This window comes from Nocardia sp. NPDC058058 (assembly GCF_042885355.1).
GTDB lineage: Bacteria > Actinomycetota > Actinomycetes > Mycobacteriales > Mycobacteriaceae > Nocardia.
The window spans coordinates 62,361-87,728 of record NZ_JBHVSA010000007.1; the positions used below are offsets into that span (position 1 = coordinate 62,361).

Consider the following 25,368-nt stretch of genomic DNA (forward strand, 5'->3'; position numbering starts at 1 on the left):
GCGCGCTGTTCGCGCCCCCGATAGTCGAGGTCGGTGCCGCCGCCGAGGTGCGAGGCCACACGCAGGGTGAGCCAGATGCCGACCGGCAGAACAGCAGTCGCGGGGTCGATCACGTCTTCTCCCAAGGGTTTCCGATACGGAGTGTCACAGACATATGGAATCTACAAGCGGCCCCGACCCCGACCTAGACCACCGAGACGTGATGTCCCACTCATTCCATCGGCTGCGCCCGGAATTGCTATCGATCACAAGGATTCGTTAACGAGATCACCATGGCGCCCCTGCGAGGATCCGCCGGTGCGGATCTACTCGAAAACCCCGGCAGCGGCGCTGCTGGCCGCGGGACTACTGCTCGGCGTCGCCGGTTGCGCCCCTACCCCGGCCACCCGAATCGCCACGGCGGGTGTGCAATTGGATGTCCCCGCCGCCGCAGCCCTCACGCTGCCGCGCCACGATGCCATCGGAACCACCGCCTACGGCGTGTATCTTTTGGCCAACGGCGAGTTGCGTGGCATCGATCCCCACGGCGGGTCCACGAAATGGACTGTGCGGAAGTCGGATTCGGTACCGGAAGCCGGTGGCATCACATCGATCGACGCCCGGCGCACCCTGCTGGTGAAGTGGCGGAATCAGCCGGGCATGGTCGCCTACTCCGCCGAGACGGGCACGGAACTGTGGTCAACCACAGCGGACACCTGGTCCGAAACCACACTGCGGGACGGACGTTTCGTCCGCAACGATCCGGGCACCGGAGCCGAACGGTGGACGATCGAGCTCACCGCACTCGGCTGCGCGGATCCGGCACTCGACCCACCGACCACCATCGACCCGGAGCTACTGCACCATATGGCCGCTCCGGCCGCATATGCCGAGACGGCCGTTACCACCTATCGCTGCCGTACCGCGCCCTACTCGAGCGAATGGATGGTCGGCGCACTGGATTCCGCCACCGGCGCGAAACTGTGGGATGAGCGGGTTCGCGGAAGCATGCATCTGTTCGGGCACCAACCCGGGAATCTGCTCCGCTACGGCGCTTCCGGCGCGATGAAAACCGTTGACGCGCTTACCGGCCGAGCCCTGCTGACCGACTCGTTCACCGACGACCTACAGCGGGACCTGCTGCCCGACGGTTCGGTGCTCGCGGCGAATACCTACAGGTCGACCGTCGAGAAGTTTCTGCGCGTAGAGGACGCCGACGGCGGTATCCGGTGGACCGTGCCGCTCACCGACGAGAACGAGAAAATCACGGTGTGGGACGGCCACGGAATCGGCAATACCGTGCTCGCCATGATGACCGAACTCCACGGCACCGCCGGTTGGCTATTGGCCTTCGATATGCGGACCGGCGCGCGGACGGTTGTCGCCGGACCCGGGCCGACCGCCCGGGGTGAACACCCGCTGCTGGAATTGGGCGTGCTGGATACATCGAGCCCGTCCGTTACCGCACCCTGGGGCGTTCTCATCAGCGGCGCATATGGCGATCTCATGACCATCCCCGTGAAATGACCGTTGCCGGTAGCCGAATCGAATTCGGCTACCGGCAACGAAAGTCGTTTATCCCCGAGGGATCAGGGCAGGACCTGCGGGATGACGTCGGGGGCGATGGCGCCGACGATCAGGCCGACGAGCGCGCCCTGGAAGGCCGGGCCGAGGGCGCACAGCGGGATGAGCAAGATGCCGACGATGGTGGCGGCACAGACGACCGCGCCGACCACGGCGCCGACAATCGCGCCGGCGGCGGCGCCGTTGCCCAGCGGATCATGGTTGGCCGCATTGGGATTGGTGGCGATCTCCTGCGCGGCCGCGACCGGCTGCACCTCATCCTGCACGGCGGGCTGTTCGACGACGGCCGCGGCCTCGGCGACCGGGGCGGCCTGCTGCACCGCGACCGGGGCCTGTTCGGCCGAGATCACCTGAGTCACGGCGGCGGGCTGGAGGATTCCGACCGGGGCGTCGGCGGAGGCGGTTCCCGAGCCTACGACGGCAATGCCGACGGCGAGCGGCAATGCCGCGATAAGAGCTTTACGACCGAAATTACGCATGGTGCGACGCATGATTTTCCTGATTCTCCCGACCCCGTGCGCGCTCGAATGAGATGGCGCGCAGAACGTTTCACGTTGCGAAAGGCAACGGAACAAGTTCTATCCGATCGCAGTCGGCAAATCAAGCCCGAGTACCGTTATGCGCACTCGGGCCAATTGTGTTCGGCGACACTGCGATCGGCCATCGGGGCCGAAAGGTATTAGTTCAAGCCCGCATACGAATGCAGACCGCTCACCACGATATTGATGATGAAGAGGTTGAAAAGCATTGCCACGAAACCGGCGATATTGATCCAGGCGGCTTTGGTGTCACGCCAGCCGGAAGTGGCCCGGGCGTGCAGATATGCGGCGTAGAGGACCCAGGCGATGAAGGAACAGGTTTCCTTCGGGTCCCAGCCCCAGAAGCGGCCCCAGGCGGCTTCGGCCCAAATGGCGCCGAGGATTACGCCGGTGCCGAAGATGGGGAAGCCGATGATGGTGGTGCGGTAGGCGAGGCGGTCCAGCAGCTGGGCGTCGGGCAGACGGCGCGCGAGCTGGCCCCAGAGATTGTCGGATTCGAGGCCCGCGGGCTGCCACATGCGGTACAGGAACAGCAGACTCGCCACACCCGACACCAGGAAGACACCACTGCCGATGGAGACGACGGTGACGTGGATCGGGAGCCAGTAGGACTTCAGGGCCGGAACCACGGGGGCCGCGTCCACATGCAGTTTGGTGCCCGCCAGGAACAGCAGGACCAGCACCGGCACCAGCAGGAACGCCCACATGGCGCGGTAGCGCTGATCCCGCAGCAGCACCAGACCCAGCAGCACCGCCGCGGCACAGGCCATGCTGATGAACTCGAACATATTGCCGAGCGGGAAACGGTGAGTCGCGAAGCCGCGCAACACGATCGAGACCACGTGCGCGCCGAAGCCGACGAACAGCACCGCGAAGGCCATATTGCCCAGGCGTTCCGGGAACGGGCGCTTGGCACGCTCGGTGGGCACCACGCGGCCGGGCACGTCCGGGGCCGCGGGAGCCTTGTCCGAACCGCCGCCCGCGGTGACGAGTTCCCGCGCGGTGGTGGGCACGGTGCGGGTGATGGCGAACTGCCACACCAGCATGATCCAGACCAGCGCGTAGATCACGATGGCCGATTTGAAGGCGAGATCGCTGTAGGAGGCGATGTTCTCGTCGATCGGCATTACTTGTCTCCCGTGTTCTCGGTCAGCAGCCGCTCACGCAGTCGGTCGAATTCGCCGCCCCAACCGGCCTGGTCGGTGCGGGCCAATCCACCCATTTCTACTACGGTACGTCGTACACCGTCGGTCTCGGCGCCGGGGTACACCCGCAACCAGATGCGCCGCCGCTTCACCAGCAGCGACACCAGCAGACCTGCCATCATGGTGATCGCGCTGATCAGCACCCACTGCTGCGCCGGATCATGCGATACCTGCAGGTTCACGAATTCCTTCGCGCCATCGAAGGTCACCTTGGTGCCGTCGGACAGCGTGGAGGTGTCACCGGGCTTCAAATTCACCCGCTGCTCCTTGACCAGCCGCCCCTGCTTGATCATCTCCGGATCCAGCGAGAACAGCGACTGCGCGCGACCGGTATCCAAACCCGTATCGCCCTGATAGATATCCACCGCGACCATCGGATCCCGCATCGCCGGATACATCGAGGTCAGCAGCGAACCGTGTAGCAGCGCGGTCGGCGCGAACAAACCCTGGATCGCGACCTGATGTTTACGCCGCTCATCCTCGCTCGGATACATACCGCCCGGCGGATCGATGCGCAGCACACCCGAGGACAGGAATGTGGTCGCGTCATCCGGCTTCCACTGAATGGTCTCGGTGCGGGTCTTGCCATTCGGGAACGTCACCGTGAAAGTCGGCGCGAAACCGTGGCCCTGCAAATAGACCCGGTCCCCCGCCACCCGCAACGGATGATTCACCTGAATGCTGGTGTCCCGCCAGGTCCCCGACTCCAGATCCGCACCCGACTGGTACTGGATATTCGAGGAGAACATGGCGGCCTGACCGTTCGGCAGATAGTCCGCCTTGAAGTCCTTGACCCGCACACACATCGGCGACAAACCGGTGCCGTCGTTGACATTGCCCGCGCGGAACGAATCGAATACCGCCGGGGACGTGGTGCAGAAACCCGGGCCGTCATCGGCGATGACCACCACATTGCCCTCGTACCCGAACAATTTGCCGATCGCGATCGCCGCCAGCAGACACACCAGCGCCAAATGGAAAACCAGATTGCCTGCCTCGCGGATGTAGCCCTTCTCCGCCGAGAGCGTGATCTCACCCTCGCGCGTCCCCGGCTGCACCACGGTGCGCCAGCCGCGCAATTCCTTACGCGCGCGCTCGATCACCGCGTCCGGGGTGGCGTCGTCCGAACCGTCGAAGTGATGCGGCAACCGCGACAGATTGCGCGGGGCCTTCACCGGCGGGGTACGCAACGCCCGATAGTGATCGAGTACGCGCGGCAGAATGCAGCCCACCAGCGAAACGAAAAGCAGCACATAGACGGCCGTGAACCACGCGCTGGAGAACACGTCGAACAATTGCAGGCGATCCATCCACGGACCCAGCGTCGCCCGGTCCGCGATGTACTGATCGACCTTCTGCTTGTTCAGACTGCGCTGCGGCAGCAGCGCGCCCGGAATCGCGGCCAGCGCCAGCAGGAACAGCAGCATCAGCGCGGTGCGCATACTGGTCAAACCGCGCCAGGTATTGCGCAGCACGGCGAATACCTTGCGCGGCAACGACTGTCGCGGCGGACGGGCAGGGGCGGGAGTATCGACGGTGGCAGTCATCAGATCGGCAGGGTCACATTCGAGACGAAGGCGTCGCGGATCCAGGAGATGAACTGGTCCCACGCCCCGGTCACCAGGGCGATGCCGACGGCAACCAGCAGGATGCCGCCGATCACCTGAATGGTGCGGGAATTACGGCGCAACCAGCCGACACCGCGCAACGCGGTCGCCGAACCGAACGCCAGGATTACGAAGGGCAGGCCCAAGCCGAGGCAGTAGGCCACGATGAGGGCGACACCGCGCGCGGCGGTGGTGCCCTCGGTGCCCGCGGACACCGCCATCACGCCCGACAGCGTGGGGCCCAGGCACGGCGTCCAGCCGAGCGCGAATACCGCGCCCAGCAGCGGTGCGCCGATCAGGCCGCTCAGGCGGCGCGGTTCCATCCGTGTATCGCGCTGTAGCGCCGGAATCAGGCCGATGAACGCCAGGCCCATCAGAATCGTGACACCGCCGCCGATGCGCTGCAGCAGTTCACGATTGACGTTCAAGGCTTGAATGGTGCCGAAGACGGTGGCCGAGGCCAGCACGAAAACGACGGTGAAGCCGAGTACGAACAATCCGGCCGCGCCCGCGACTCGCATACGACCGCGATTGCGTTCGGCGACCGCGGTGCGCTGTGCGGATTCCACCGTCACCGGTGGGGCCTCCGCGCCGACGACACCCGCGAGATAGGACAGATAACCCGGCACCAGCGGCACCACGCACGGCGACGCGAACGACACCAGACCCGCCAGCACGCACGCACCCAGCGCGAGCAGCAGCGGGCCGGTGGCGGCGGTCTGCTGGAACGAATCACCCACGCTGGCAAGGACTGTCACGCTCACTGCTGACCTTCCTTGGCCAGCTTGTCCACCGTCGGCTGCAGATCAGAGGCGAGCAGCGACCGCAGGAACACCGCTGCGACACGGTGATCGCGGTCCAGCACGATGGTGGTCGGGATGACGCTGGTCGGGAACTTGCCGCCCAGCGCGAGCAGGCTCCGCATCGACGGGTCATAGATCGACGGGTAGCCGACCTTGTTGTCGGTGACGAAATCCTGCGCCTTGTCCTGCTGGTTATCGCGCACGTTGATACCCAGGAAAGCGACTCCCTTGTCCCGGGTGGCCTCGTAAACCTGTTCCAGCGCAGGCGCTTCCGCGCGACACGGGCCACACCACTGACCCCACAGATTGATGACGACGACCTTGCCGGGGAAATCGTCCACCGAGGTGGTCTTCCCCGCCGTCATCAGATCCGGGCCGGACAGCTTGCCGATGGTGCCGCGCGATTCCGGCGGATCGTAGAAGATATCGGTCTTACCGCCGGGCGAGACGAAATCGAAGGTCCCGCCCTGCGCCACCGCGTCCTTGCCCGCGGTCGAGCAACCGGCGAGCACCGCCACCAGGGACAGGCTCGCCAGCAGGATCGACGCGATACGACCGGGCCGGGACGCGGACCGGCTCATGCCCCCGTCACCTTGGGATCCGAGGCGCCCGCGGGTTCGCTGTAGACGATATCGATCAACGTATCGCCCTGGTACACAAGCGAAGTCATGGATGCGAGCGAGCACTGCCGGTTACGCGGGTCATGCCAGAGCCGCTGACCCTGCAGGAAACGGCGCAGCGTCCACACCGGTAGCTGATGCGACACCAGCACGGCCTCGCGGCCCGCCGCCTCGACCCGGGCCTTGTTCACCGCGGCCAGCATGCGGTGCGCGATCTGCAGATACGGCTCACCCCAGGACGGGGTGAACGGATCGCGCATCTTCCACCAGTGCCGGGGCTTGCGCAGCGCGCCGTCACTCATCGAGACCCGCAGGCCCTCGAAGGTATTGCCCGCCTCGATCAGATTGTCATCGGTGCGAATGATCAAACCGTGATGTGCCGCAATGGGTTCGGCGGTCTCCTGCGCGCGCTGCAACGGCGACGCCACCACCAGCGCGATATCGTGATCGGCCAGCGAGCGCGCCACGGCCTGCGCCTGCGCCCGCCCCGTCACCGACAACTGGAAGCCGGGCAGCCGCCCGTACAGAATCCCCTTGGGATTGTGCACCTCACCGTGCCGCATCACGTGCACGATGGTCTCGACATCATCGGCCACATCACCGGGCAGCACGAAACCGCTTGCGGCAAGCGCGCTTTCGCCGGAATCGACCGCAGTCGACGGCTCGGTAACCGCATCATCCACATCGGCGGCGGACGGTTCATCCGCCGCGACCTCGACGACAGCGGCGAAATCGGTTGCGGCCGTATCGAGCGAGGCCGAAACCGCCTCGGCGCTCGGCTCACCGATCGACACCGCGGCGGCGAAGAAATCCACCGCGGCGGCACCGGCGTCCGCACGATCGGCGTCCTCCACGGCGGCGGCCACAGCGGCCGCCGACCGGCTGGCATCGGCGGCCGACGCGGCATTCCACTCGGCCACGATCGCCGCGAGATCAGCGGGCGACGCCTCCTGCTCCGCGCCAACACCGAACCCCGCGACCGCTGAGTCACCACGCCCGATATCGCCTGCGACAGCAGAGTTTTCGTCGATCACCTGCGCGTCCACGGCGGTCACGGTCCCGGCTGCACCCGCAGTTTCAGCAGCGCCCAGCGCCACGGTGTCGTCGACAGCGGCAATCTCGGTGTCGCCAACGGGTGCGATTTCGGCCTCGGTGGCGGCGACCACGACGGCTGGTGCTTCGGCAGTAACCGGCACCGGCTCGGTGGCCGGCTCAGGCGTGGCCGCCTTCTTCTTGCGAGGCGGCTTCTTCGATTTGGCGGCGGCCGGGCCGCCCGCGCGAGTGGCGCTCGAATCACCCTTGGCGGGAGCCGCGTTCGCGGCGACATCCACCGTGGCGGCCGCACCCTCGGACGACACGACGGGCGCGGCAGGCGCAGCGGAATCGGCTGCGAGCGTCCCGGTTTCGAGGTCCGGCGTGCCGGATTCGGCTGCGGGCGTTGCGGATTCGGCGGCCGGCGCGACAGAGATGTTCTCGCCTGTTTCGGCGAGTTCGTCTTCGGCCTGACGGATGGAGTCCAGTAGGCGGGAGGCCTCGGCGGGGGTGAGGGGGACGGGGGCCGGGGCGGGTAGACCGGTCTCGGGCTGGGAGGTCACGCGGCGGATCCTTCGGGGGTGGCGGCGGCCGCGGCACGCGCGGCGGCGGGGAGGGCGGCGGCGATGCGATCGAATGCGTCCTCGTCGAGTGCCGCGGAGACGAACCAGGCCTCGAAGGCGCTCGGGGGCGCGTACACGCCCGCCGCGAGCAGGGCATGGAAGAAGGCGGGGAAACGCCAGGTCTCGGCCGCCTTGGCGGCGGCATAGTCGGTGACCGGGGTGTCGGCGAAGAACACGCTCACCATATTGCCTGCGAATTGCACCTGATGCCGGACGCCTTCGGCCGCGAGCGCGTCACCGAGCAGCGTGCCCAGCCGCTTGGAATTGCGATCCAGCGCGGCATAAACCTCGGCATCGGCGGCGCGCAGCGTGGCCAGACCCGCCGCCACCGCGACCGGATTACCGGACAGCGTGCCCGCCTGATACACCGGGCCGAGCGGGGCCAGATGATTCATGATCTCGGCGCGACCACCGAAAGCCGCAGCGGGCAGCCCGCCGCTCATCACCTTGCCGAAGGTGTAGAGGTCGCCCGCCACACCCTCGAGCCCGTACCAACCGGCGGCGCTCACCCGGAAGCCGGTCATCACCTCATCCATGATGAGCAGCGCGCCATTGTCTTCGGTGAGCTTGCGCAGGCCCGCGTTGAAACCGGGCAGCGGCGCGACCGCGCCCATATTGCCCGCCGCGGCCTCGGTGATCACACAGGCGATCTGCCCCGGATTGGCGGCGAATGCCGCCGCCACGGCCTCGAGATCGTTGTACGGCAGCACGATGGTGTCCGCCGCCTGCGCACCGGTGACACCCGGCGAGGTCGGCAGACCCAGCGTCGCGACACCCGATCCGGCGTCGGCGAGCAGCGCGTCCACATGCCCGTGATAGCAACCGCTGAACTTGACGATCTTGGAGCGCCCGGTGAACCCGCGCGCCAGCCGGACCGCGCTCATGGTGGCCTCGGTCCCGGAGTTCACCAGCCGCACTCGCTCGACGGGTTCCACCCGCGCCGCGATGGCCTCGGCCAGCAGGATCTCCGCCTCGGTCGGCGCACCGAACGACAACCCGCCCACGGCGGCGCGTTGCACGGCCTCGACCACCTCGGGGTGCGCGTGCCCGAGAATCATCGGACCCCACGAACACACCAGGTCGATGTAGTCGTTGCCGTCGGCATCGGTCAGCGTGTAACCGCTCGCGGACTTGATGAACCGCGGCGTCCCGCCCACCGAATTGAAGGCCCGCACCGGCGAATTCACACCGCCCGGAATGACCGCCGCGGCGCGTTCGAAAAGCTGGGCTGAGACCGGCACCGACGCCTGGCTCACACGCGGAGAAGAACTCACGCCACCCAGTCTCTCAGCCGTCGCATCCCCGTCGACGACAGGGTGTAGGAGAGTGCGCTGCCCCACAGCCCAACCCGACATCCTCGCATCCCGCGCGGCCCTCCGCATCCGCAAGAAGCTCAGCTCACCCCCGTGCCACTTCCAACTGGGTGGCGGTGGGCAACACGCCGGACTGGTTCGGGGACAACATCGATCGCTGAAGAGTTGCTGATGCGTAATCTCACGATCCAGGTATCAGGCATCGAGAGAGGGCTGAACTGTATGCGGGTGGCGCGTGTCGGTGCGGGAGTACTGGTGGCAGCGGGAGTTTCGGCGGGGGTGCTGACGTGCGCCGGAACGGCGGCCGCCGGGACGCCGATCGTGCAGCCGGACCAAGGACGGGTCGGGTTCGCGCTGTCGCATGACGAGACCGCCGGGCTGGCCGGTGGACCGGTGCCCGCGGTGGTGAGCATGTTCGTACCGCTGAGCCGCATGGGTGCGGGGCTCAAGCCGGACACCAATATCTACAAGGACGAGACCGGCGGCGTGCACGCGTCGCTGCGACAGGTGGTGATGGAGGCCGCCGACCATCCCGACGGGTCGGTCGTCATCTATCTGAACGCCCCCGGATCACGTGGCGGGCGAGTGCTGGATGTTTACCAGAACTGGGGCTGAACACTTTTCGGCTCGGCCGCCAGGTGCGGCCGAGCCGAGCTGTCGCCACCGGCGGCGCGTATCAGCGCCGCTACGACAGCGGAACGCCCAGGCAGAAGGCGGCAAAGCCTGTGCTGAGCAGGCAGTTCAATTGCACCGGTAGTAGGTCTTGCCAGGAGAACGCGGGCGTAGGCATCAGCGTCATGGGTTCCATTCTCCCAGCGCAGCACACCGGAACACCGGCAATCAGTGCTCTTCGCGCACCTGCACGCGGCGTGTCGGAACCAGCGCCCGCGCCACCAGATCGATGCCGATGAGTCCGGCGATGATCACCAGCGCCGCCGATCCGGCCAGCCACGGCCCCGAATACCGGGTCGCCGAGAAGCCCGGCACATCCCCCGACGGTTTGAACCACGTGGTGTGAATCCCATTGCGCCAGCACCACACCGCCGCGGCGGCGATCAGCGCGGCGACCACGAGTTCGGCGAGCACGGCGAGCCACCGCATCACCGCGCCTCCTTCTCCTCGTCACCCTCGGCGGGTCCGGCCTCGGCGACCGCGCCTTCGGACTCGACCGCGGGTGCGGTGACTCCGTTCAGCGCCGCCACCGCCGCGGTCAATTCCGCCCGCAGCGTGTGGTGATCCCGCGCCCACGCCTGCACCAGGCTGCCGTCGCGCAGTTTCAGTCCGATGCCCTTGCGCCGCCGCGGTACCCCGGTGAGTTCGCCGAGGGCGCGCGCCGACTCCCAGTCCTCATCATCCCAGGACTCCTCGTCGATCTCCGGCAACACTTCGGCAATGTTGCGCAGCGGCAGCGTTTCGGTGCCTTCGCGCAGCGTGTCGGGTGTGAGTTCGACACTGATATGCCGTTTTCCGGCGATCACCTGCAACCAGACGAAGCCGGCCAGCAGCAGTCCGCAGAAGATCAGCCCGAACCAGTGCGCCTCGCCGCCGCGAATAACCTCCAGCGCCAGCACGATTCCACACAGCACGGGACCGTAGGCAATGGTGCGATAGCGCGCACCGGGCTCGGAGTACAGCACGTTCGCGGCGGGGTCACTCATAGGTAGAACCTAGCCGGACCGCACGAAACGGACGAACGGCGCACAGCGTGCGGGGCGCTCAGGCCAGCAGGCTGGGAATCAGCAGCACGGCGAGGGTGAGCAATCCGAACAGGAAAAGCAGACTCAACCCCAGCACGTCGCGCCGAAGGCTGTGTGGTTGCTGAATAACCACTCGCATCGTTGCCTCCGCCTCTCCGGAGCCGAACGCACCATGGCACAACGCATGACGAGCGACTTCCGGTTCCCGAACTCTCTGTGACAGCCCTCACCATACCCGGTAGTACGCCGGTAACAAACTCCGCAGTACTCACCGCGGTCCGGGCCGGAAGTACGGCTCCGATTCGATTCGGTAGCAAAGGAATACGGCCCCGCCCGCCAGCACCGCCTGCACGATCGACGCACCCCCGGCAACCACGCCCGCGATCCCGGACTGCGTGTTCACGCCGAACATCACCAGCACCGCGCCCAGGATGAGGAACAACCCGTATCCGGTGAGAATCGCTCGCGCCCAGTTCTTTCCGCGCCACAGCTGGAAAACCACGGCCGTTCCGGCACCGGTCAGCGCCAGCCACAGCAGCGTGATCAGCACCAGACCCACCAGCACCTGCACCTGCGCGGCCGCCAGCGTCACCGGCTGGCGCGAACCCTGCTCCTGCTCGAACAGCTTCTGCGCCAACTCACCTCGCTGCCCCAGCTGCGCGAGCAGAACAGCGATCGCCTGCACCACGCCGACCGCGAGCGCGGCACACCAGAGCTGAGCGGAGGTGCGCACGTCCTCGGGCACCGGGCGCGCGCCGGTCGGGGGGATCATCGGATTCACCGTGCGCAGAGCCTGTTCAGACAAGCCAGTGCGCGGCTTCGGTGGCCCAGTAGGTGAGCACCATATCCGCTCCCGCGCGCCGAATACCCAACAGCGACTCCAGAATCGCGGCCCGCCGATCGATCCAGCCGTTCTGCGCGGCCGCGGTGATCATCGCGTACTCACCGGAGATCTGATACGCCGCCACCGGCACCGTGGAACGGTCCGCCACATCGCGCAGGATATCCAGATACGACATGGCGGGCTTGACCATGACGATGTCCGCGCCCTCCATGAGATCGAGCTCCAGCTCGCGGATCGCCTCGCGCCGGTTCGCCGGATCCTGCTGATAGGTGCGGCGATCACCCTCCAGCGAGGAACCCACCGCCTCCCGGAACGGACCGTAGAACGCGGAGGCGTACTTGGCGGCATAGGCCAGGATCGCGGTATCGGTATGCCCGGCGGCGTCCAGACCCGCACGGATCGCGCCGACCTGACCGTCCATCATGCCGCTGGTGCCGAGCAGATCCGCACCGGTCTCGGCCTGCGCCACGGCCATATCCACGTAGCGGCGCAGCGTCGCGTCATTGTCGACGCCGCCGTCCTTGCCGATGACGCCGCAGTGCCCGTGATCGGTGAATTCGTCCAGACAGGTGTCGGCCATGACGACCGTGGAGCCGCCGACCTCGTGCACCAGCGCGCGCAGGCCGCGATTGAGAATGCCCTCGGGATCGCTGGCCTGCGATCCGTCCGCGTCCTTGTCCTCGGGGCGCGGCACCCCGAACAGCATGAGCCCGCCCACCCCGGCGGCGACGGCCTCGACCGCGGCCTTGCGCAGCGAATCCATCGAATGCTGGTAAACCCCCGGCATGGAGGAGATCTCGCGCGGTTCGTCCAGCCCGTCGGCGACGAACATGGGGAGCACCAATTGCCGTGGCTGCAGGGTGGTTTCGGCCACGAGGCGACGTAGAGCTGGGGTACGGCGCAACCGCCGTGGGCGGTCCATTCCGGTCATACGGCGATGATATGCCCGTCCCGTATGCCCGTCGCGAGTGGCCCGCACCGCGTCGCGAACGCCCCGGAAACCATTGTGAGCAGCAGACTTTGTCGGTGGTCGCGAGTAGAATCGAAGATGTGTTCGAAGAGATCGCGGCGGGAGATTTCGCCGGGAGCTCTGATCGCGACGGGAGGATTGGTCGTGCTTGCAGCCGTACCCAACATGTCCAGCAAGACAAACATGTCCGATGAGGCAGCGGTACCCAAGAAGGGGGACGTGATCGATCACACCTGGCGGCCGCTGTTCAAACAGCCGCTGCCCGCGGGCCGGCCGCGCTCGTGGTACATCCAGCACAATCGGCGGCTCAAGGCCATGCGCCTGGCCATCGCGCTATTGGATTCCGGCGCCTTCAGCGCCGATATAGCCACCAACGACAAGATCCGCGAAACCGCGGAAACCGTTGGCGTGCACCGGCCTTCGGATGCGACCTGCCGCATGGTGCGCCGCATGATGCAGGCTCAGCGCTGATCGAGGGGTAAGAACCGAACAGCCCCTCTCGTCGCGATGACGAGAGGGGCCGTCGGACCCGGATCACCGGAACCGGGCAGCGGTTCGCGATCCGGGGCCGTCCGCGGCTGCGAAAACCGCGCTACCCGCGTCAGACGCAGATGGCCGGGAAGCCCATCGGATCGCCGCCGTGCGCCACCGAAGATCCATTGGTGAGGCATTTGAGCAGCAGGGCCGAACCGGAGGCGGAACCGCTGCCGAAGAACGGGGAGAGCGGACCGTCGGCGACCTGTGCGGGCTCGAGCGGCAGGCCGGACGGCGCGGCCAGGGCGGCGCTCGTTCCGGCGAGCAGCAGGCCGCTCGAAAGCGCAACCGCGGCAACCGTATTCACAATCATTCGCTTCACGAAAATGCATCCTTTTTGTCTGTTTCGAACCCGATGCTGAACGTTAGCGGGAGGACGCGAATGTGAGATGCCGATACTTTCTTGGGCAGTGGATTCCACGGCCCCCGAACAGACCCGTGAACACGCCGCGCGGAAATGACCGAGCCCCGCATCGGTGGATGCGGGGCTCGGTTCACGGACCGCGAACGCTTCGGCTACTGCCGAATTCGCTAGCGGCTGCGGCGGCTCTTCTTACGCGGCGGCGGCAGCAGACCCTCGGCGCGCAGGTGCGCGGCATGCTCGGCGAGCGCCTCGACCAGCGGACCGACCTGGGCGATCTCCGGCTGCACATCCACGCGCAGGCCGAATTCGATTGCCGTCTCGGCGGTCTTGGGGCCGATGCACGCCACGATGGTGCGCGCGTGCGGCTTACCGGCGATACCGACCAGATTGCGGACGGTGGAGGACGAGGTGAATAGCACCGCGTCGAAACCACCGGTCTTGATCATCTCGCGGGTCTCCGCGGGCGGCGGAGACGCGCGCACGGTGCGGTACGCGGTGACATCGTCGATCTCCCAGCCGCGGTCGCGCAGACCCTCGGCGAGCGTCTCGGTGGCGATATCCGCGCGCGGCAGCAGCACCCGGTTCACCGGGTCGAAAACATCGTCGTAGGGCGGGAAATCGGCCAGCAGGCCCTCGGAGGACTGCTCCCCGCTGGGGATCAGCTCCGGGTTGATGCCGAACGAGCGCACCTTCTCCGCGGTGGCCTCGCCCACGCAGGCGATCTTCACACCGGAGAAAGCCCGTGCGTCCAAACCGAATTCGCCGAACTTCTCCCACACCGCGCGCACCGCGTTGGTGGAGGTGAAGACCACCCACTGGTAGCGGCCGTCGACCAGGCCCTTGACCGCGCGCTCCATCTGCGCCGGACTGCGCGGCGGCTCGACGGCGATGGTCGGCACCTCCATCGGGATCGCGCCGTGCATGACGAGCTTCTCGCTCATCTCGCCCGCCTGCTCCTTGGTGCGCGGCACGAGCACGGTCCAGCCGTACAGCGCCCGCGACTCCCACCAGGAGGTCTTGGCGCGCTTCTCGACCTCTTTGCCGACGGTGACCACGAGCGGGCCGACCATTTCCGAGGCCGCGTTGTTCAGCGTGGCCAGGGTGGCGTCGATGGTGCGCTGCTGCCGGGTGGTGCCGCGCACGGTCACCGCCACCGGGGTCTGCGGGGCCATACCGTGTTCCACCAGCGCACTGGCGGTCTCGGCCAGATGTCCGGAGGTGGCGTGCAGCACCAGCGGGCCGGGTGCGGCCGCGACGGCCGCCCAGTCCACCTCACCGCGCACATCGACCTCGGTGTGGCTGGAGCCCAATTCGATGCCCGCGTACGCGGGCACCGTGGTTCCGGCCGACAGGCCCGGCAGCACCTCGAACATCAGGTGCGAACGGGTGACGGCGTTGACCTCCTGGATCACCGAATCGGTGGTCAGCGGATCGCCGGACACCAGGCGCACCACGTCGAAACCATTGCGGGCCTCGGCGATCAGCGTCTTGGCGACCTCGGCGGCATCACCGAGCGCCGGGCGTACATCGACGGGCAGCTGCCCGTCCGGGCCCGGCTCGCCCGCGATACCGATCAGGGCGAGCACGCCCTTGTCGACATCGGGATCGGTGAATGCAAGCTCGGCCCGGGCGAGCACCTCGCGGGCACGCACGGTGAGCAGCGCAGGATCACCGGGCCCGGATCCAACGAAAAGGATCCGACCCGGGTGCTTCTTCGTCGCTCGGCTCATCGAATGTTCTCCATTGGGCTGGGATTGCTGCTGCTGTCGTCGGATTGCTCGGCCACCGGTGTGCTGTCCCCGGGGTCACTGAGCAGGTCGCGCGCCCCCAGCTCCAAGAGCTCACGCGCCAGTGCACGGCCCAGTTCCGCGGCGTCCGCGAGCGAGCCGACCACAGAGGCCCGGATGGTGTCCGAGCCATCGATCGCCGCCACACATCCGCGCAGCGACAGTTCATCCACCACCCGGCCGTCATCGTCGAGGGATTCGACGACCTCGGCCAGCGCGCCGATCGGGGCGGTGCAACCCGCCTCCAGTTCGGCCAGCAGCGCCCGCTCCGCGGTGATGGCGGCACGGGTGCCGGCATCGTCGAGGGCGGACAGGATGGTCACGAGTTCGGTGTCCTCGCTGCGGCATTCGACAGCGAGCGCGCCCTGCGCGGGAGCGGGCAGCATCTGCACCGGCTCCAGCGATTCGGTCACGACATCGAGCCGGTTGATGCGGGCCAGCCCGGCCCGGGCCACCACGACGGCATCGAGTTCACCATTGAAGACTTTGGAGATTCTGGTGTCGAGATTGCCGCGCAGCGGCACGATCTCGACACCGAGGCCCAGTGCCAGCAGCTGCGAGGCGCGGCGCGGGGCGGAGGTGCCGATCTTCGAACCGGCGGGCAACTCCCCCAGCACCAGACCGTCGCGCGCCACCAGGGCGTCGCGCGGATCCTGGCGCGGCGGAATGGCCGCGATATCGAAGCGCGGATCCTGCGCGGTCGGCAGATCCTTGTACGAGTGCACCGCGATATCGACTGTGCCCAAGGCCAATTCGTCACGCAGCGCGGCGGTGAAGACACCGACGCCGATGGTCTGCACCGGCGCGGAGGACTGATCCCCGGCGGTCTTGACGATCACCAGTTCGGCCTGCTGCCCGGCCGCGACCAGCGCGTCGCGCACATGCCCGGCCTGGGTCAGGGCCAGCAGCGAGCCCCGGGTACCGATGCGCCACGGCGCGTCCACGGTTCCACGCAATGTGTCCGGCACGGCTTCCCGCCCTGTCTGTGTGTCCTGCACCATCGCTCCGGTCATGCGGTCAGCCCCTGTTCGTCCCCCGAGTGGGCGGCGGTGAAATCATCGGCCAGCGCCCCGGCGGGGGTGGCGATCTCCATCGGAGCCGCAACCGCCTGCGCCGCACCGGGTTTGAGTTCGAACAGCTCCCGCAGCGCCTCGGCGTAGCTGTCGCCGCCGGGTGTGGAAGCCAGCTGCTTGACCCGCACCGTCGGCGCGTGCAGCAGTTTGTCGACAACGCGGCGCACCGTGCGCGCCACTTCCTCGCGATGTGCGGCGTCGAGCCCGGGTAGTCGCGAATCCAGGCGCAATAGCTCGCCCTCGACCACATCGGCGGCCATCTGCCGCAGCGCGGCCACGGTCGGGGTGACCTCGGCCATGCGCTGTCCGGCAAGGTATTTGGTGAGTTCGGCGGCGACGATCGCGCGCGCGGCGGCGGTGTCGTCGGCGGCCGCGCCTGCGGACGGATCGCGCTGCAGCGTCTCGATATCGATGACGGTCACACCGGGCAATCCGGCGACCGCGTGGTCCACATCGCGCGGCAGGCCCAGATCGCAGATGACCAGCTGCTCGCTCGCGCCCGGGGCCGAAAGCGCCAGGTGCACATCGGCGATGGTCATCACGGTGCCCACCGCGCCGGTACAGGTGACCACCACTTCGGCGGCCGCCATCGCCTCGACGAGCCGGTCCATATCCATTGCCTCGGCGGCGACGCCGTGCATGGTGGTGGCCGTATTGGCAAGGCGCTCAGCACGTTCCAGCGTCCGGTTCACCACGATGATGCGCGCGACCCCGGCCCGGGCCAGCTGCGCGACGGCGAGCCCGCCCATCGCGCCCGCGCCCAGCACCAGTGCCGTGCGACCCTCCAGCGGGCCCAGCACCAGGCGCGCCCGATCCAGCGCCACCGAGACCACCGACGCGCCCGCGCGATCGATCCCGGTCTCCGAATGCACCCGCTTGCCGACCCGCAGCGAATGCTGCGCCAGCTCGTGCAGGGTGCGCCCGGCGGCCTGCTGCGAATCCGAGGCCGCGTACGCCGCGCGGATCTGGCTGAGCACCTGCTGCTCGCCCACGACCATCGAATCCAGTCCGGAGGCCACCGCGAACAGGTGTTCGGCGGCGGCCTCGGCGTAGCGGACGTAGGCGTGCTTGGTGAGTTCGGGCAATGGCAACCCGGAATGCTTGGTGAGCAATTCGCTGATCTCGCCGAGCGCGGGGTGGAAGGCATCGACCACGGCGTAGATCTCGACGCGATTGCAGGTGGAGACGATCATGGCTTCGGAGACGTGGCTGGAGGCCAGCATCAACTCGGTCAGCTTGGGTCGATCGTGCTCGGTGATCGCGATCTTCTCGAGCACCGCCACCGGCGCGCTGCGATGTGAGATCCCGACGAGAAGCACACTCATGGCTGGACCACCGCTCCCTTGCTGGTTGCCTCCGGCGTGTAGATCACGCCCACCGAATCGCCCACCGCGGCTATCGGCTCCCGCTCGGCCTCCGCATTGCGGGCCAGCTCGAAGGAGAGCAGCTGCATCTCCACCGCGAGATCAACCCGCCGCACCTCTACGTGCGGCGGCGCGTCCAATGCGACGGGCGAAAAGCTCAGAATGCATAACACCCCGGCGGCGACCAGCAGGTCGCATACGCCCTGCGCGGCCGCGTCCGGGGTGGTGATGACCGCGATGGTCGGCTCCAGTTCGGCCATCGCACCGGTCAATTCGGCCACATCGCGCACCGGTAATCCGCACACCTGGGTGCCGATCACCGCGGGATCGTTGTCGAACAGTCCGACCATGGCGAAACCGCGCCGCCGGAAACCGCCGTAACCGACCAGCGCCCGGCCCAGATGACCCGCGCCGACCAGCACCACCCGATGGCCCTCGGAGAGCCCGAGCACGTCTTCGATGCGGTCGCGCAGCTTGATCACGTCGTACCCGACACCGCGCACGCCGTTGGGTCCGAGGAAGGAAAGATCCTTGCGCAATTTGGCGGAACCGACACCCGCCGCGACAGCCAGTTCCTCACTCGATACGATGGCAACAGCATCGTCGGCGAGTACGGCGAGCACCCGCAGATAAGTGGCGAGACGCGCCACTGTGGCCTGCGGGATGTCCTTCTGCAGAGCCCTGCCGGAGACACCACTCGGTGGCGTCTCATGCTGCTCTGTCACGTCGCTTGCGCTCCTCGTCCGGCCGGGGGTGAGTGTCCGGGTTCTTTTGTCGACCCGACGCCGGTGACCGTCAACGGGGCGGTCATAACAGACGAGGTCGAGTCAGGGGTTCGGGGTCGCTTCCGCTGAAGGCGGGGTTGCGTGCCACCACCGTAACCGCTTGTGAAGCCCTGCACAAAGTCGGTGAATTCAGTCACTTTGCGGGGGGCCTCCTGCCCCGGGATCATTCAACCCCGCGAAACGGGAACCCGCCATGCAACGCGCCGGGAATCGAACACTCGAACACCCGGTTACGGGGTGGCGTCGGGACGGTTGGGGACCGAACCGGACGACCCGCTGTTTCAGCGCGCGAGATCAGCGCGTAAGCGCGGCTCGTCCACGTCGAAATAGCTGTGCTCACGGCCGTTGAGCAGCACCACCGGCAGCCGATCGCCGTATTCCGCGCGCAGGCCCGGATCGGTGGCCGCGGCCTCGTCCACATCGACCAGCGCGATCTCGACACCGAAATCGGCGCAGATGGGCCGTAATTGCTCCAGCGCGACCGTGCACAGACCGCAGCCATTGCGGGTCAACAGGGTCACCGAATGCGTGGAAACGCTCATGCTGAACATTCAACACCCGGCATGTTGTTCGCCGTCTACGTTGTGGTCACCGGTGGGCGTTACTGTGGACTTGTTCGCGCTAACAGGCGGAGGTACTGGTGCCGGAACGATCGAAAGAGGCCGGAACGGGTTCGAAGGACTCGCGGTCGGGATTGATCGCGGGCCGATTCGGGGAATTCCCGGCCCGCTGGGGACAGGGTCTACAGGACCAGTTCACCAGAATCACCCGCAGCCCATTCGGTCCCAGCGAGGAAGAGGTCCGCGCCAATCTGGCCGGTGAGGCCAGCGCCGATGCCGCGCTCGCGCTGCACGACGCCGAGTTGGCCCTCTACGACGAGCCGCGTCCCGCGATCCCGCGCGACCTGACCGCGGCCGCGTTCTTCGATGTGGACAACACCATGGTGCAGGGCGCGTCCATCGTGCACTTCGCCCGCGGACTGGCCGCCCGCAAATACTTCAAGACCTCCGACCTGGTCGATATCGCCTGGAAACAGGTGAAATTCCGGGTCACCGGCAAAGAGAACAGCGCCGATATGAGCAGCGGCAAGGAGCGCGCGCTGGAGTTCATCGCCGGTCGCCCCACCGCCGAACTCGCCGCGCTCGGCGAGGAGATCTACGACGAGATCATCGCCGACAAGATCTGGCCCGGCACCCGCGCGCTCGCCCAGATGCACCTCGACGCCGGTCAGCAGGTGTGGCTGGTGACGGCGACACCGGTGGAATTGGCGCAGGTCATCGCCAAGCGACTAGGGCTCACCGGCGCGCTGGGCACCGTGGCCGAAAGCCACGACGGCGTGTTCACCGGCCGTCTGGTCGGCGATATCCTGCACGGCCTGGGCAAGGCGCACGCGGTGCGCACGCTCGCGATCCGCGAGGGGCTCAACCTCAAACGCTGTACGGCCTACTCGGACAGCCACAATGACGTACCCATGCTCTCGCTGGTCGGCACCGCGGTGGCGATCAACCCGGACGCGGACCTCCGCGAGGTCGCCAAGAACCGCGGCTGGGAGATTCGCGATTTCCGCACCGGGCGCAAGGCCGCGAAGGTCGGCGTGCCCACCGCACTCGCGCTCGGCGCGGCGGGCGGCGCGGCGGCAGCGGTGATCTCCCGCAAACGCGAAGCGAAGGCGAGCTAGCCCCTTCGTCATCCCGGCGTGCTTTTGGCCGGGATCCACTGAGCCAGTGTGGATCCCGGCCAAAAACGTGCCGGGATGACGGGGCTGGATTATCCGGTGAACGGATTACGGCGCTTGGTCAGATTCTTGTACAGCGTGCCCTGAATGGTTTCGCGCACCTGATCGGTGATCTCGAACATGGTCATCGGATCATCGGCATCGGACGGTTCGTATTCGCTGGTCGGAATCGGCTCACCGAATTCGATGTACCACTTCGACGGGAACGGAATCGCACCCAGCGGACCCAGATGCGGGAACGTCGGCGTCACAGGGAAATACGGGATGCCGAGCAGGCGCGCGAGCGGCTTGAGATCGGCGATCTTCGGATAGATCTCCTCCGAGCCGACGATCGAGCACGGAATGATCGGCACCCCGGTGCGCACCGCCGCCGCGACGAAACCGCCACGGCCGAAACGCTGCAACTTGTACCGGTCGCCGAACGGCTTGCCGATGCCCTTGTAGCCCTCGGGGAAAACGCCCGCGACTTCGCCCGCGCGCAAAAGCCTTTCGGCGTCCGCGGGGCAGGCCAGGGTATGCCCGGCCTTGCGCGCCATACCGCCGACCAGCGGCAATTCGAAGATCAGATCCGCGGCCAGCAGGCGCAGGGCGCGCTGCTTGGGATGCTTGTCGTGCACCGCCAGCTGCAGCATCATGCCGTCGATCGGGAAGGTGCCGGCATGGTTGGCGACGATCAGCGCGCCGCCCGCCTCCGGAATATTCTCGATCCCGCTGACTTCCACCCGGAACCACAGCTCCGCCAGCGGACGCAGCAGCGGCAGGATCACCGTCTCCAAAAGGTGTTCGTCCAAACCGAATTCGTCGACCTGGTAATCACCGGTCAAACGGCGGCGCGCGAAATCGGCGGTGCGACCGACCCCCTCGGCCACCGCCCCCCGAATCGTCTCGCTCAATGATTTGGGCTGGCGCGCTTCGGTTTCGGCGAGCCGATCGGTCAATGAGGTGACCGGTTTCAGGGCCGGTTCCCCCGGCCAGACGCGCGACGGACGATGCCGCGCCTCGATATCCACGTCGTGAAGTCGAATTACCTTCGCTACATCACTCATTGGTGTGCTCCCGTCCCGGCCCCGAGCAGGCCGAGAAGTTTGTTCTCTGCGGCGTCGATCCAGCGAGGATCGATCACGGGCCGCAACGCTGCGCCCCCTATGAAGTCGTCGAAAGCCTGCACCGTTGTCCAGCGCGGTTCGAAACCGAGTTCGCTGCGCATCCTGGTGGTGTCCAGTCCACAGCCGAAATGGAAATAGTCGATTTGTTCTGCGGTGAACTCCCGCATGACCGGACCCATCAGGGTGCGGCCGATGGTGCGAAACATGCTGTACGGCACCGGCATTTCGATACGGCCCGCCCGGCGAATCGCCTGCGACAAAGCCATCGCGCCGTCACCCGCGACATTGAAGGTGCCACCCGGAGCCTCCAGCGCCGCATGGGTGAGCGAGGCGATCGCGTCCTCCTCGTGCAGCAGTTGCATGCGCGGATCCCGGCCCAGAATGGTGGGCGTCACCGGCGAACGGAAATACTGCACACCGCGATTCGCCAACTGCGGACCCACGATCGGCGGGAAACGCAATATCGCGGTGCAGATATCGGGACGCCGCCGCGCCAAACCGCGCACGAATCCCTCCACCTCGACCATATCCCGTGCGAACCAACCGCGCGGTGGCGTACGCGCGCTCATTTCCTCGGTGAATTTCACCGGATCCTTTGCGCTGCACCCGTAAACGGCGGACGAGGAACGCACCACCACGCGCCGCACGCTGGATGCCTTGCGGCACACCGCGAACAACTGCATGGCGCCCAGCACATTCATATCCTTCATCGCCGCCCGGCCCCCACCGGCCGGCGGGCGGGACAGTGCCGCGGGATGCACCACCGTGTCCACCTGATTTCCGTCGATCACCTTGCGTATCAACGGATTTCGAATATCGGCGCGCACGAATTCGGCCCGGCCCATGCGGCGCAGCAACTCCCGGCTCGGTTGTTTGGCGTCGACCGCGATGATGCGTTCGATGGCAGGGTCGGCCGCCAGCCGGGCCACCACATTGCCGCCGAAGAACCGGCTGGCGCCGGTCACCATTACGATCTTGGGCGCCGAACCGTCCCGGGTGCCCGCACCTGTCGCACCGGATCCCACTCGCAAGCCCCCATTTCTAGTTTTCCCGCGCTCCCAGGGTAACCGCGCGACCGGGGCTCTCCGAAGGGTATTAACCAGGATCTAACGATGAGTTCTGTCACCGTAAAAAAAGCGGAAGCCCGCCACCTGAGGTGACGGGCTCCAGCTACGACGTAGCGCTTACTTGCCGAGTTTCCTGCGCTGCACGCGCGTACGACGAAGCAGCTTGCGGTGCTTCTTCTTCGACATGCGCTTACGGCGCTTCTTGATCACAGAACCCATAGGGTTGTTCCTCGCGTTCTCTCGGGTCACCCCCACCTTCGCGGGGAGCACACTTTCAACCCTGTACAAGTCCTACCCGTAACGGGCCGACATGGACCCGACGGCACCACCGGCACGTACAGGATGCCGGTTCATGTTACCGGGCCACCGACGAGCGAACGAAACGGGTGGGTGCGGAGACCGCACCGCCCGCTCGTTCCGCTCACGTCACCTCGGCCGGGGACTCACCCCGCGTCGAAGTAGGACGTCTCCAGATAGTCGTGCACCGCTTTCGCGTGCACCCGGAATGATCGGCCGACCCGCACCGCGGGCAGCTCTCCGGAGTGCACCAATCGGTACACGGTCATTTTCGATACCCGCATCAGACTCGCCACCTCGGCGACGGTGAGGAACTGCGTTCCTCCGCCGAGAATGTTTCCGCTGGCTGCGCTGACTGGGGTGTTCGCGGACCTCGCTTGGCTGTTTCCAGACATCATTGCGCCACTGACCTCCGGCACGTCCGCGCCGCCGGCTTCCCCACCGGCGGAACAGACACGCACGTGCTCCTTGAAGCTTAGCGGGACCAGTGGGATTGCTGCGACGGGTGTGAGAAATCAGCCTTTGCTGTGGCGAGTCGGGGCCCGGCAGCAAACGAGCTACTGGGAAGTAAGCCTAATCAGCACTCGCGCCGAGTTCGGCGGAACGGCGTTTCGCGGCATTGAGCGCCTCGTGGAAGGCCGAACGCACCGCGCCCCGCTCCAACTCCCGCAAACCCGCGGCGGTGGTCCCCGCGGGCGAGGTGACGGCCGCGCGCAACTCCACCGCACTCTGCTCGGACTCCTCCAGCAGCGCGGCCGAGCCGAGCATGGTCTGCACCACCAGCTGGGTCGCCACATCGCGGGTCAGACCCAGGCCCACCGAGGCGTCGATCATCGCCTCGACGATCAGGAAGAAGTACGCCGGACCCGAACCCGAGACCGCGGTCACCGCGTCCATCTGCGTCTCGGAGACCGTCACCACCTTGCCGACCGACTCCAGCACCTCGGTCACCAGCGCCAGCTGCTCCTTGCGGGCGTAGCGGCCCGGCGCGATGGCGCTCATGCCCTGGCCCACCAGCATCGGGGTATTCGCCATCACCCGCACCACCGGGAAACCGGCGGGCAGTTTGGCCTCGTACTTGATGGTCGGCACGCCCGCGGCCAGCGAGACGATCACCGGCTCGGTCACCGACTCACCCAGTTCGGCCTTGGCCAGTTCGGTGACCACGCCGTCCACATCCTGCGGCTTCACGGCGATCACGATCAGATCGGCGCCGACGGCGGCCTCGGCCACCACATCGGTAACCCGAATCCCGAAACGCTGCGCCAGCAACTCCGCGCGCGCCGGGAACGACTCGACCACCACCAGATCCTTGCTCGCCCGCCCGGATTCGAGGAGCCCGGCCAGCAGCGCCTCCCCGATCCGGCCTCCGCCGATCACCGCAACTCTTGTCATGAAATCCAAGGTTAGTGCGTGCGGTATCGCATTCGACACCTCGGGTTCGCGCAATTACAGCGGATGAATTCCGCTATCGCGATTGCGGAATCAAGGCCAATTGGCGACTTTGGGCGATGATCGCGCCGGTGGAATCGATCACGAGTTGATCCTCGTCGAACATGCGGCCGCCGACCTCGCGGGCGCTCGCGATGACGCGCAACCAGCCCGGCGCCGGACGACGGCGCAGGTAGGTGGTGAGCTGAACCGTTGGGGCCCAGCCGAAATGGCCGAGGTTCATCGGAACCGGCGGGGACATGTCGGCGGCCATGAGGGCGAAGAAGGCGGCGACATCCGGATCCCGCTCATCGCCCTCCAAGGGGCGAATCCACAGGCGCAGACGAGGTTCCGAGGTTTCACCGGAAAGGAAGCGCGCCCATTCGGTGTCGATCGCGACCGAAGAGCCTTGCGCCACATGGACAAGCTTGCCCATCGGGTTCTCGTCGTCGTAGCTCAGCGCCGAGTCGCCGGGTTCGGCGGGCATGCCCTGCGCGTGGTCGGCGGAGTAGACCGGGGCCGCGTCATCGTCGAGGTGACTGAAGGTGAAGGCAGTGTGCACGAGGGTGCGGCCATTCTGGATCAGGCTCGCGTCGATGAGGCAGATCTGGCGGCCGATCTTGCGGGTGCGGACCTCATATTCGACCTCGCCCGGATCGGGAGCGCCGAGGAAATCGGAGCTCGCGGCGATGGGGAACATCTCGGCGCGTTCGGGGGCGGTGCGGCGCAGCCATTCGGTGGCGGCCGCGGCGCTGCCCGCGACCATGGTGCCGCCGTGCAGCTTCTTGCCGATGGTCCAGATCGATTCGATGACACCGGCGTAGCGGCCGATACCCGGATCGTCCGAGGGCAACTCGGTCACCGTGCAGACGCGGCTGAACGGCGCGTCGGCGCGGGTCGCCGGTTCCAGATCGACGGTCAACTCCGTTGTCATCCGCTAGTCCTCTCCACAGTCGGTTTGTACAGCGTACAAGCGACTTACCGGCTAACTCACCGTCCCGTGGCGGGA

At 66.9% G+C, this 25,368-nt stretch carries 27 protein-coding genes; 4 read left to right on the forward strand and 23 right to left on the reverse strand.

Going from position 1 to position 25,368, the window contains the following annotated elements; all coding sequences use genetic code 11:
• Positions 1-297 precede the first annotated feature (297 nt).
• Complete coding sequence (locus tag ACFVUS_RS42795; protein ID WP_387780959.1) at positions 298-1,506, forward strand: PQQ-binding-like beta-propeller repeat protein; 1,209 nt, start codon at positions 298-300, stop codon at positions 1,504-1,506.
• Between the two features lie 62 nt (positions 1,507-1,568).
• Here ACFVUS_RS42795 and ACFVUS_RS42800 read toward each other — a convergent pair whose 3' ends face one another.
• The 7 genes from ACFVUS_RS42800 to hemL all read right to left on the reverse strand — a co-directional run bounded on the left by ACFVUS_RS42800 (position 1,569) and on the right by hemL (position 9,266).
• Positions 1,569-2,054, reverse strand: a complete 486-nt coding sequence (locus tag ACFVUS_RS42800) for a hypothetical protein (protein WP_387780962.1) — start codon at positions 2,052-2,054, stop codon at positions 1,569-1,571.
• Between the two features lie 188 nt (positions 2,055-2,242).
• On the reverse strand, positions 2,243-3,229 hold the full coding sequence (gene ccsB, locus ACFVUS_RS42805; protein ID WP_387780965.1) for a c-type cytochrome biogenesis protein CcsB: 987 nt from the start codon (positions 3,227-3,229) through the stop codon (positions 2,243-2,245).
• Positions 3,229-4,854 (reverse strand): cytochrome c biogenesis protein ResB, encoded by a 1,626-nt coding sequence (locus tag ACFVUS_RS42810; RefSeq protein ID WP_387780968.1) that lies wholly within the window; start codon positions 4,852-4,854, stop codon positions 3,229-3,231. Before ACFVUS_RS42810 ends, ccsB begins: the two co-directional genes overlap by 1 nt.
• Entirely contained in the window at positions 4,854-5,672 is an 819-nt protein-coding gene (locus ACFVUS_RS42815; RefSeq protein WP_387781379.1) for a cytochrome c biogenesis CcdA family protein, read from the reverse strand. The genes ACFVUS_RS42810 and ACFVUS_RS42815 overlap by 1 nt, the downstream gene beginning before the upstream one ends.
• Before the next feature lie 2 nt (positions 5,673-5,674).
• Positions 5,675-6,298, reverse strand: a complete 624-nt coding sequence (locus tag ACFVUS_RS42820) for a TlpA disulfide reductase family protein (RefSeq protein ID WP_387780971.1) — start codon at positions 6,296-6,298, stop codon at positions 5,675-5,677.
• Positions 6,295-6,900 carry a histidine phosphatase family protein gene (locus ACFVUS_RS42825; RefSeq protein ID WP_387781382.1) on the reverse strand — a complete coding sequence of 202 codons (606 nt, stop codon included), beginning with the start codon at positions 6,898-6,900 and terminating at the stop codon, positions 6,295-6,297. The genes ACFVUS_RS42820 and ACFVUS_RS42825 overlap by 4 nt, the downstream gene beginning before the upstream one ends.
• 1,028 nt (positions 6,901-7,928) lie before the next feature.
• Positions 7,929-9,266 carry a glutamate-1-semialdehyde 2,1-aminomutase gene (hemL, locus tag ACFVUS_RS42830; protein WP_387780974.1) on the reverse strand — a complete coding sequence of 446 codons (1,338 nt, stop codon included), beginning with the start codon at positions 9,264-9,266 and terminating at the stop codon, positions 7,929-7,931.
• A 261-nt stretch (positions 9,267-9,527) separates the two neighbouring features.
• On the opposite strand from hemL, the gene ACFVUS_RS42835 reads away from it, so the two are divergent.
• Positions 9,528-9,920 carry a hypothetical protein gene (locus tag ACFVUS_RS42835; RefSeq protein WP_387780977.1) on the forward strand — a complete coding sequence of 131 codons (393 nt, stop codon included), beginning with the start codon at positions 9,528-9,530 and terminating at the stop codon, positions 9,918-9,920.
• Between the two features lie 225 nt (positions 9,921-10,145).
• On the opposite strand, the gene ACFVUS_RS42840 is transcribed toward ACFVUS_RS42835, so the two are convergent.
• The 4 genes from ACFVUS_RS42840 to hemB all read right to left on the reverse strand — a co-directional run bounded on the left by ACFVUS_RS42840 (position 10,146) and on the right by hemB (position 12,777).
• Positions 10,146-10,406: a hypothetical protein gene (locus ACFVUS_RS42840; protein WP_387780980.1), complete on the reverse strand. Its 261-nt coding sequence runs from the start codon at positions 10,404-10,406 to the stop codon at positions 10,146-10,148.
• Positions 10,406-10,963, reverse strand: coding sequence for a hypothetical protein (locus tag ACFVUS_RS42845; protein WP_387780983.1), 558 nt, complete (start codon positions 10,961-10,963; stop codon positions 10,406-10,408). Before ACFVUS_RS42845 ends, ACFVUS_RS42840 begins: the two co-directional genes overlap by 1 nt.
• A 307-nt stretch (positions 10,964-11,270) precedes the next feature.
• On the reverse strand, positions 11,271-11,774 hold the full coding sequence (locus tag ACFVUS_RS42850; protein ID WP_387780986.1) for a hypothetical protein: 504 nt from the start codon (positions 11,772-11,774) through the stop codon (positions 11,271-11,273).
• Between the two features lie 25 nt (positions 11,775-11,799).
• Positions 11,800-12,777, reverse strand: a complete 978-nt coding sequence (gene hemB, locus ACFVUS_RS42855) for a porphobilinogen synthase (protein WP_387780989.1) — start codon at positions 12,775-12,777, stop codon at positions 11,800-11,802.
• A 204-nt stretch (positions 12,778-12,981) separates the two neighbouring features.
• Here hemB and ACFVUS_RS42860 point away from each other — a divergent pair, with 204 nt between their 5' ends.
• Positions 12,982-13,287, forward strand: coding sequence for a hypothetical protein (locus ACFVUS_RS42860; RefSeq protein ID WP_387780992.1), 306 nt, complete (start codon positions 12,982-12,984; stop codon positions 13,285-13,287).
• Between the two features lie 130 nt (positions 13,288-13,417).
• On the opposite strand, the gene ACFVUS_RS42865 is transcribed toward ACFVUS_RS42860, so the two are convergent.
• The 6 genes from ACFVUS_RS42865 to ACFVUS_RS42890 form a co-directional block, all read right to left on the reverse strand.
• Complete coding sequence (locus tag ACFVUS_RS42865; protein WP_387780995.1) at positions 13,418-13,672, reverse strand: hypothetical protein; 255 nt, start codon at positions 13,670-13,672, stop codon at positions 13,418-13,420.
• Between the two features lie 209 nt (positions 13,673-13,881).
• Entirely contained in the window at positions 13,882-15,444 is a 1,563-nt protein-coding gene (locus ACFVUS_RS42870; protein WP_364642936.1) for a bifunctional uroporphyrinogen-III C-methyltransferase/uroporphyrinogen-III synthase, read from the reverse strand.
• Positions 15,441-16,514, reverse strand: coding sequence for a hydroxymethylbilane synthase (gene hemC / locus ACFVUS_RS42875; protein WP_387780999.1), 1,074 nt, complete (start codon positions 16,512-16,514; stop codon positions 15,441-15,443). The genes ACFVUS_RS42870 and hemC overlap by 4 nt, the downstream gene beginning before the upstream one ends.
• Positions 16,511-17,899, reverse strand: a complete 1,389-nt coding sequence (locus tag ACFVUS_RS42880; RefSeq protein WP_387781002.1) for a glutamyl-tRNA reductase — start codon at positions 17,897-17,899, stop codon at positions 16,511-16,513. Before ACFVUS_RS42880 ends, hemC begins: the two co-directional genes overlap by 4 nt.
• Positions 17,896-18,663 (reverse strand): redox-sensing transcriptional repressor Rex, encoded by a 768-nt coding sequence (locus ACFVUS_RS42885; RefSeq protein ID WP_387781005.1) that lies wholly within the window; start codon positions 18,661-18,663, stop codon positions 17,896-17,898. The genes ACFVUS_RS42880 and ACFVUS_RS42885 overlap by 4 nt, the downstream gene beginning before the upstream one ends.
• Before the next feature lie 341 nt (positions 18,664-19,004).
• On the reverse strand, positions 19,005-19,265 hold the full coding sequence (locus tag ACFVUS_RS42890) for a glutaredoxin family protein (RefSeq protein WP_387781008.1): 261 nt from the start codon (positions 19,263-19,265) through the stop codon (positions 19,005-19,007).
• A 98-nt stretch (positions 19,266-19,363) separates the two neighbouring features.
• On the opposite strand from ACFVUS_RS42890, the gene ACFVUS_RS42895 reads away from it, so the two are divergent.
• A complete protein-coding gene (locus ACFVUS_RS42895; protein ID WP_375964267.1) occupies positions 19,364-20,401 on the forward strand; it encodes an HAD family hydrolase in 1,038 nt (345 codons plus the stop codon).
• An 89-nt stretch (positions 20,402-20,490) separates the two neighbouring features.
• On the opposite strand, the gene ACFVUS_RS42900 is transcribed toward ACFVUS_RS42895, so the two are convergent.
• The 6 genes from ACFVUS_RS42900 to ACFVUS_RS42925 form a co-directional block, all read right to left on the reverse strand.
• Positions 20,491-21,504, reverse strand: coding sequence for a lysophospholipid acyltransferase family protein (locus tag ACFVUS_RS42900; RefSeq protein ID WP_387781011.1), 1,014 nt, complete (start codon positions 21,502-21,504; stop codon positions 20,491-20,493).
• A complete protein-coding gene (locus ACFVUS_RS42905) occupies positions 21,501-22,532 on the reverse strand; it encodes an NAD-dependent epimerase/dehydratase family protein (RefSeq protein ID WP_387781385.1) in 1,032 nt (343 codons plus the stop codon). The genes ACFVUS_RS42900 and ACFVUS_RS42905 overlap by 4 nt, the downstream gene beginning before the upstream one ends.
• Before the next feature lie 216 nt (positions 22,533-22,748).
• On the reverse strand, positions 22,749-22,850 hold the full coding sequence (locus ACFVUS_RS42910) for a 30S ribosomal protein bS22 (RefSeq protein ID WP_003402602.1): 102 nt from the start codon (positions 22,848-22,850) through the stop codon (positions 22,749-22,751).
• 224 nt (positions 22,851-23,074) lie between these two features.
• A complete protein-coding gene (locus ACFVUS_RS42915; protein WP_375964263.1) occupies positions 23,075-23,323 on the reverse strand; it encodes a helix-turn-helix domain-containing protein in 249 nt (82 codons plus the stop codon).
• 178 nt (positions 23,324-23,501) lie between these two features.
• Positions 23,502-24,323, reverse strand: coding sequence for a pyrroline-5-carboxylate reductase (gene proC / locus ACFVUS_RS42920; RefSeq protein ID WP_387781014.1), 822 nt, complete (start codon positions 24,321-24,323; stop codon positions 23,502-23,504).
• 73 nt (positions 24,324-24,396) lie between these two features.
• Complete coding sequence (locus ACFVUS_RS42925) at positions 24,397-25,293, reverse strand: thioesterase family protein (RefSeq protein WP_387781017.1); 897 nt, start codon at positions 25,291-25,293, stop codon at positions 24,397-24,399.
• Positions 25,294-25,368 lie beyond the last annotated feature (75 nt).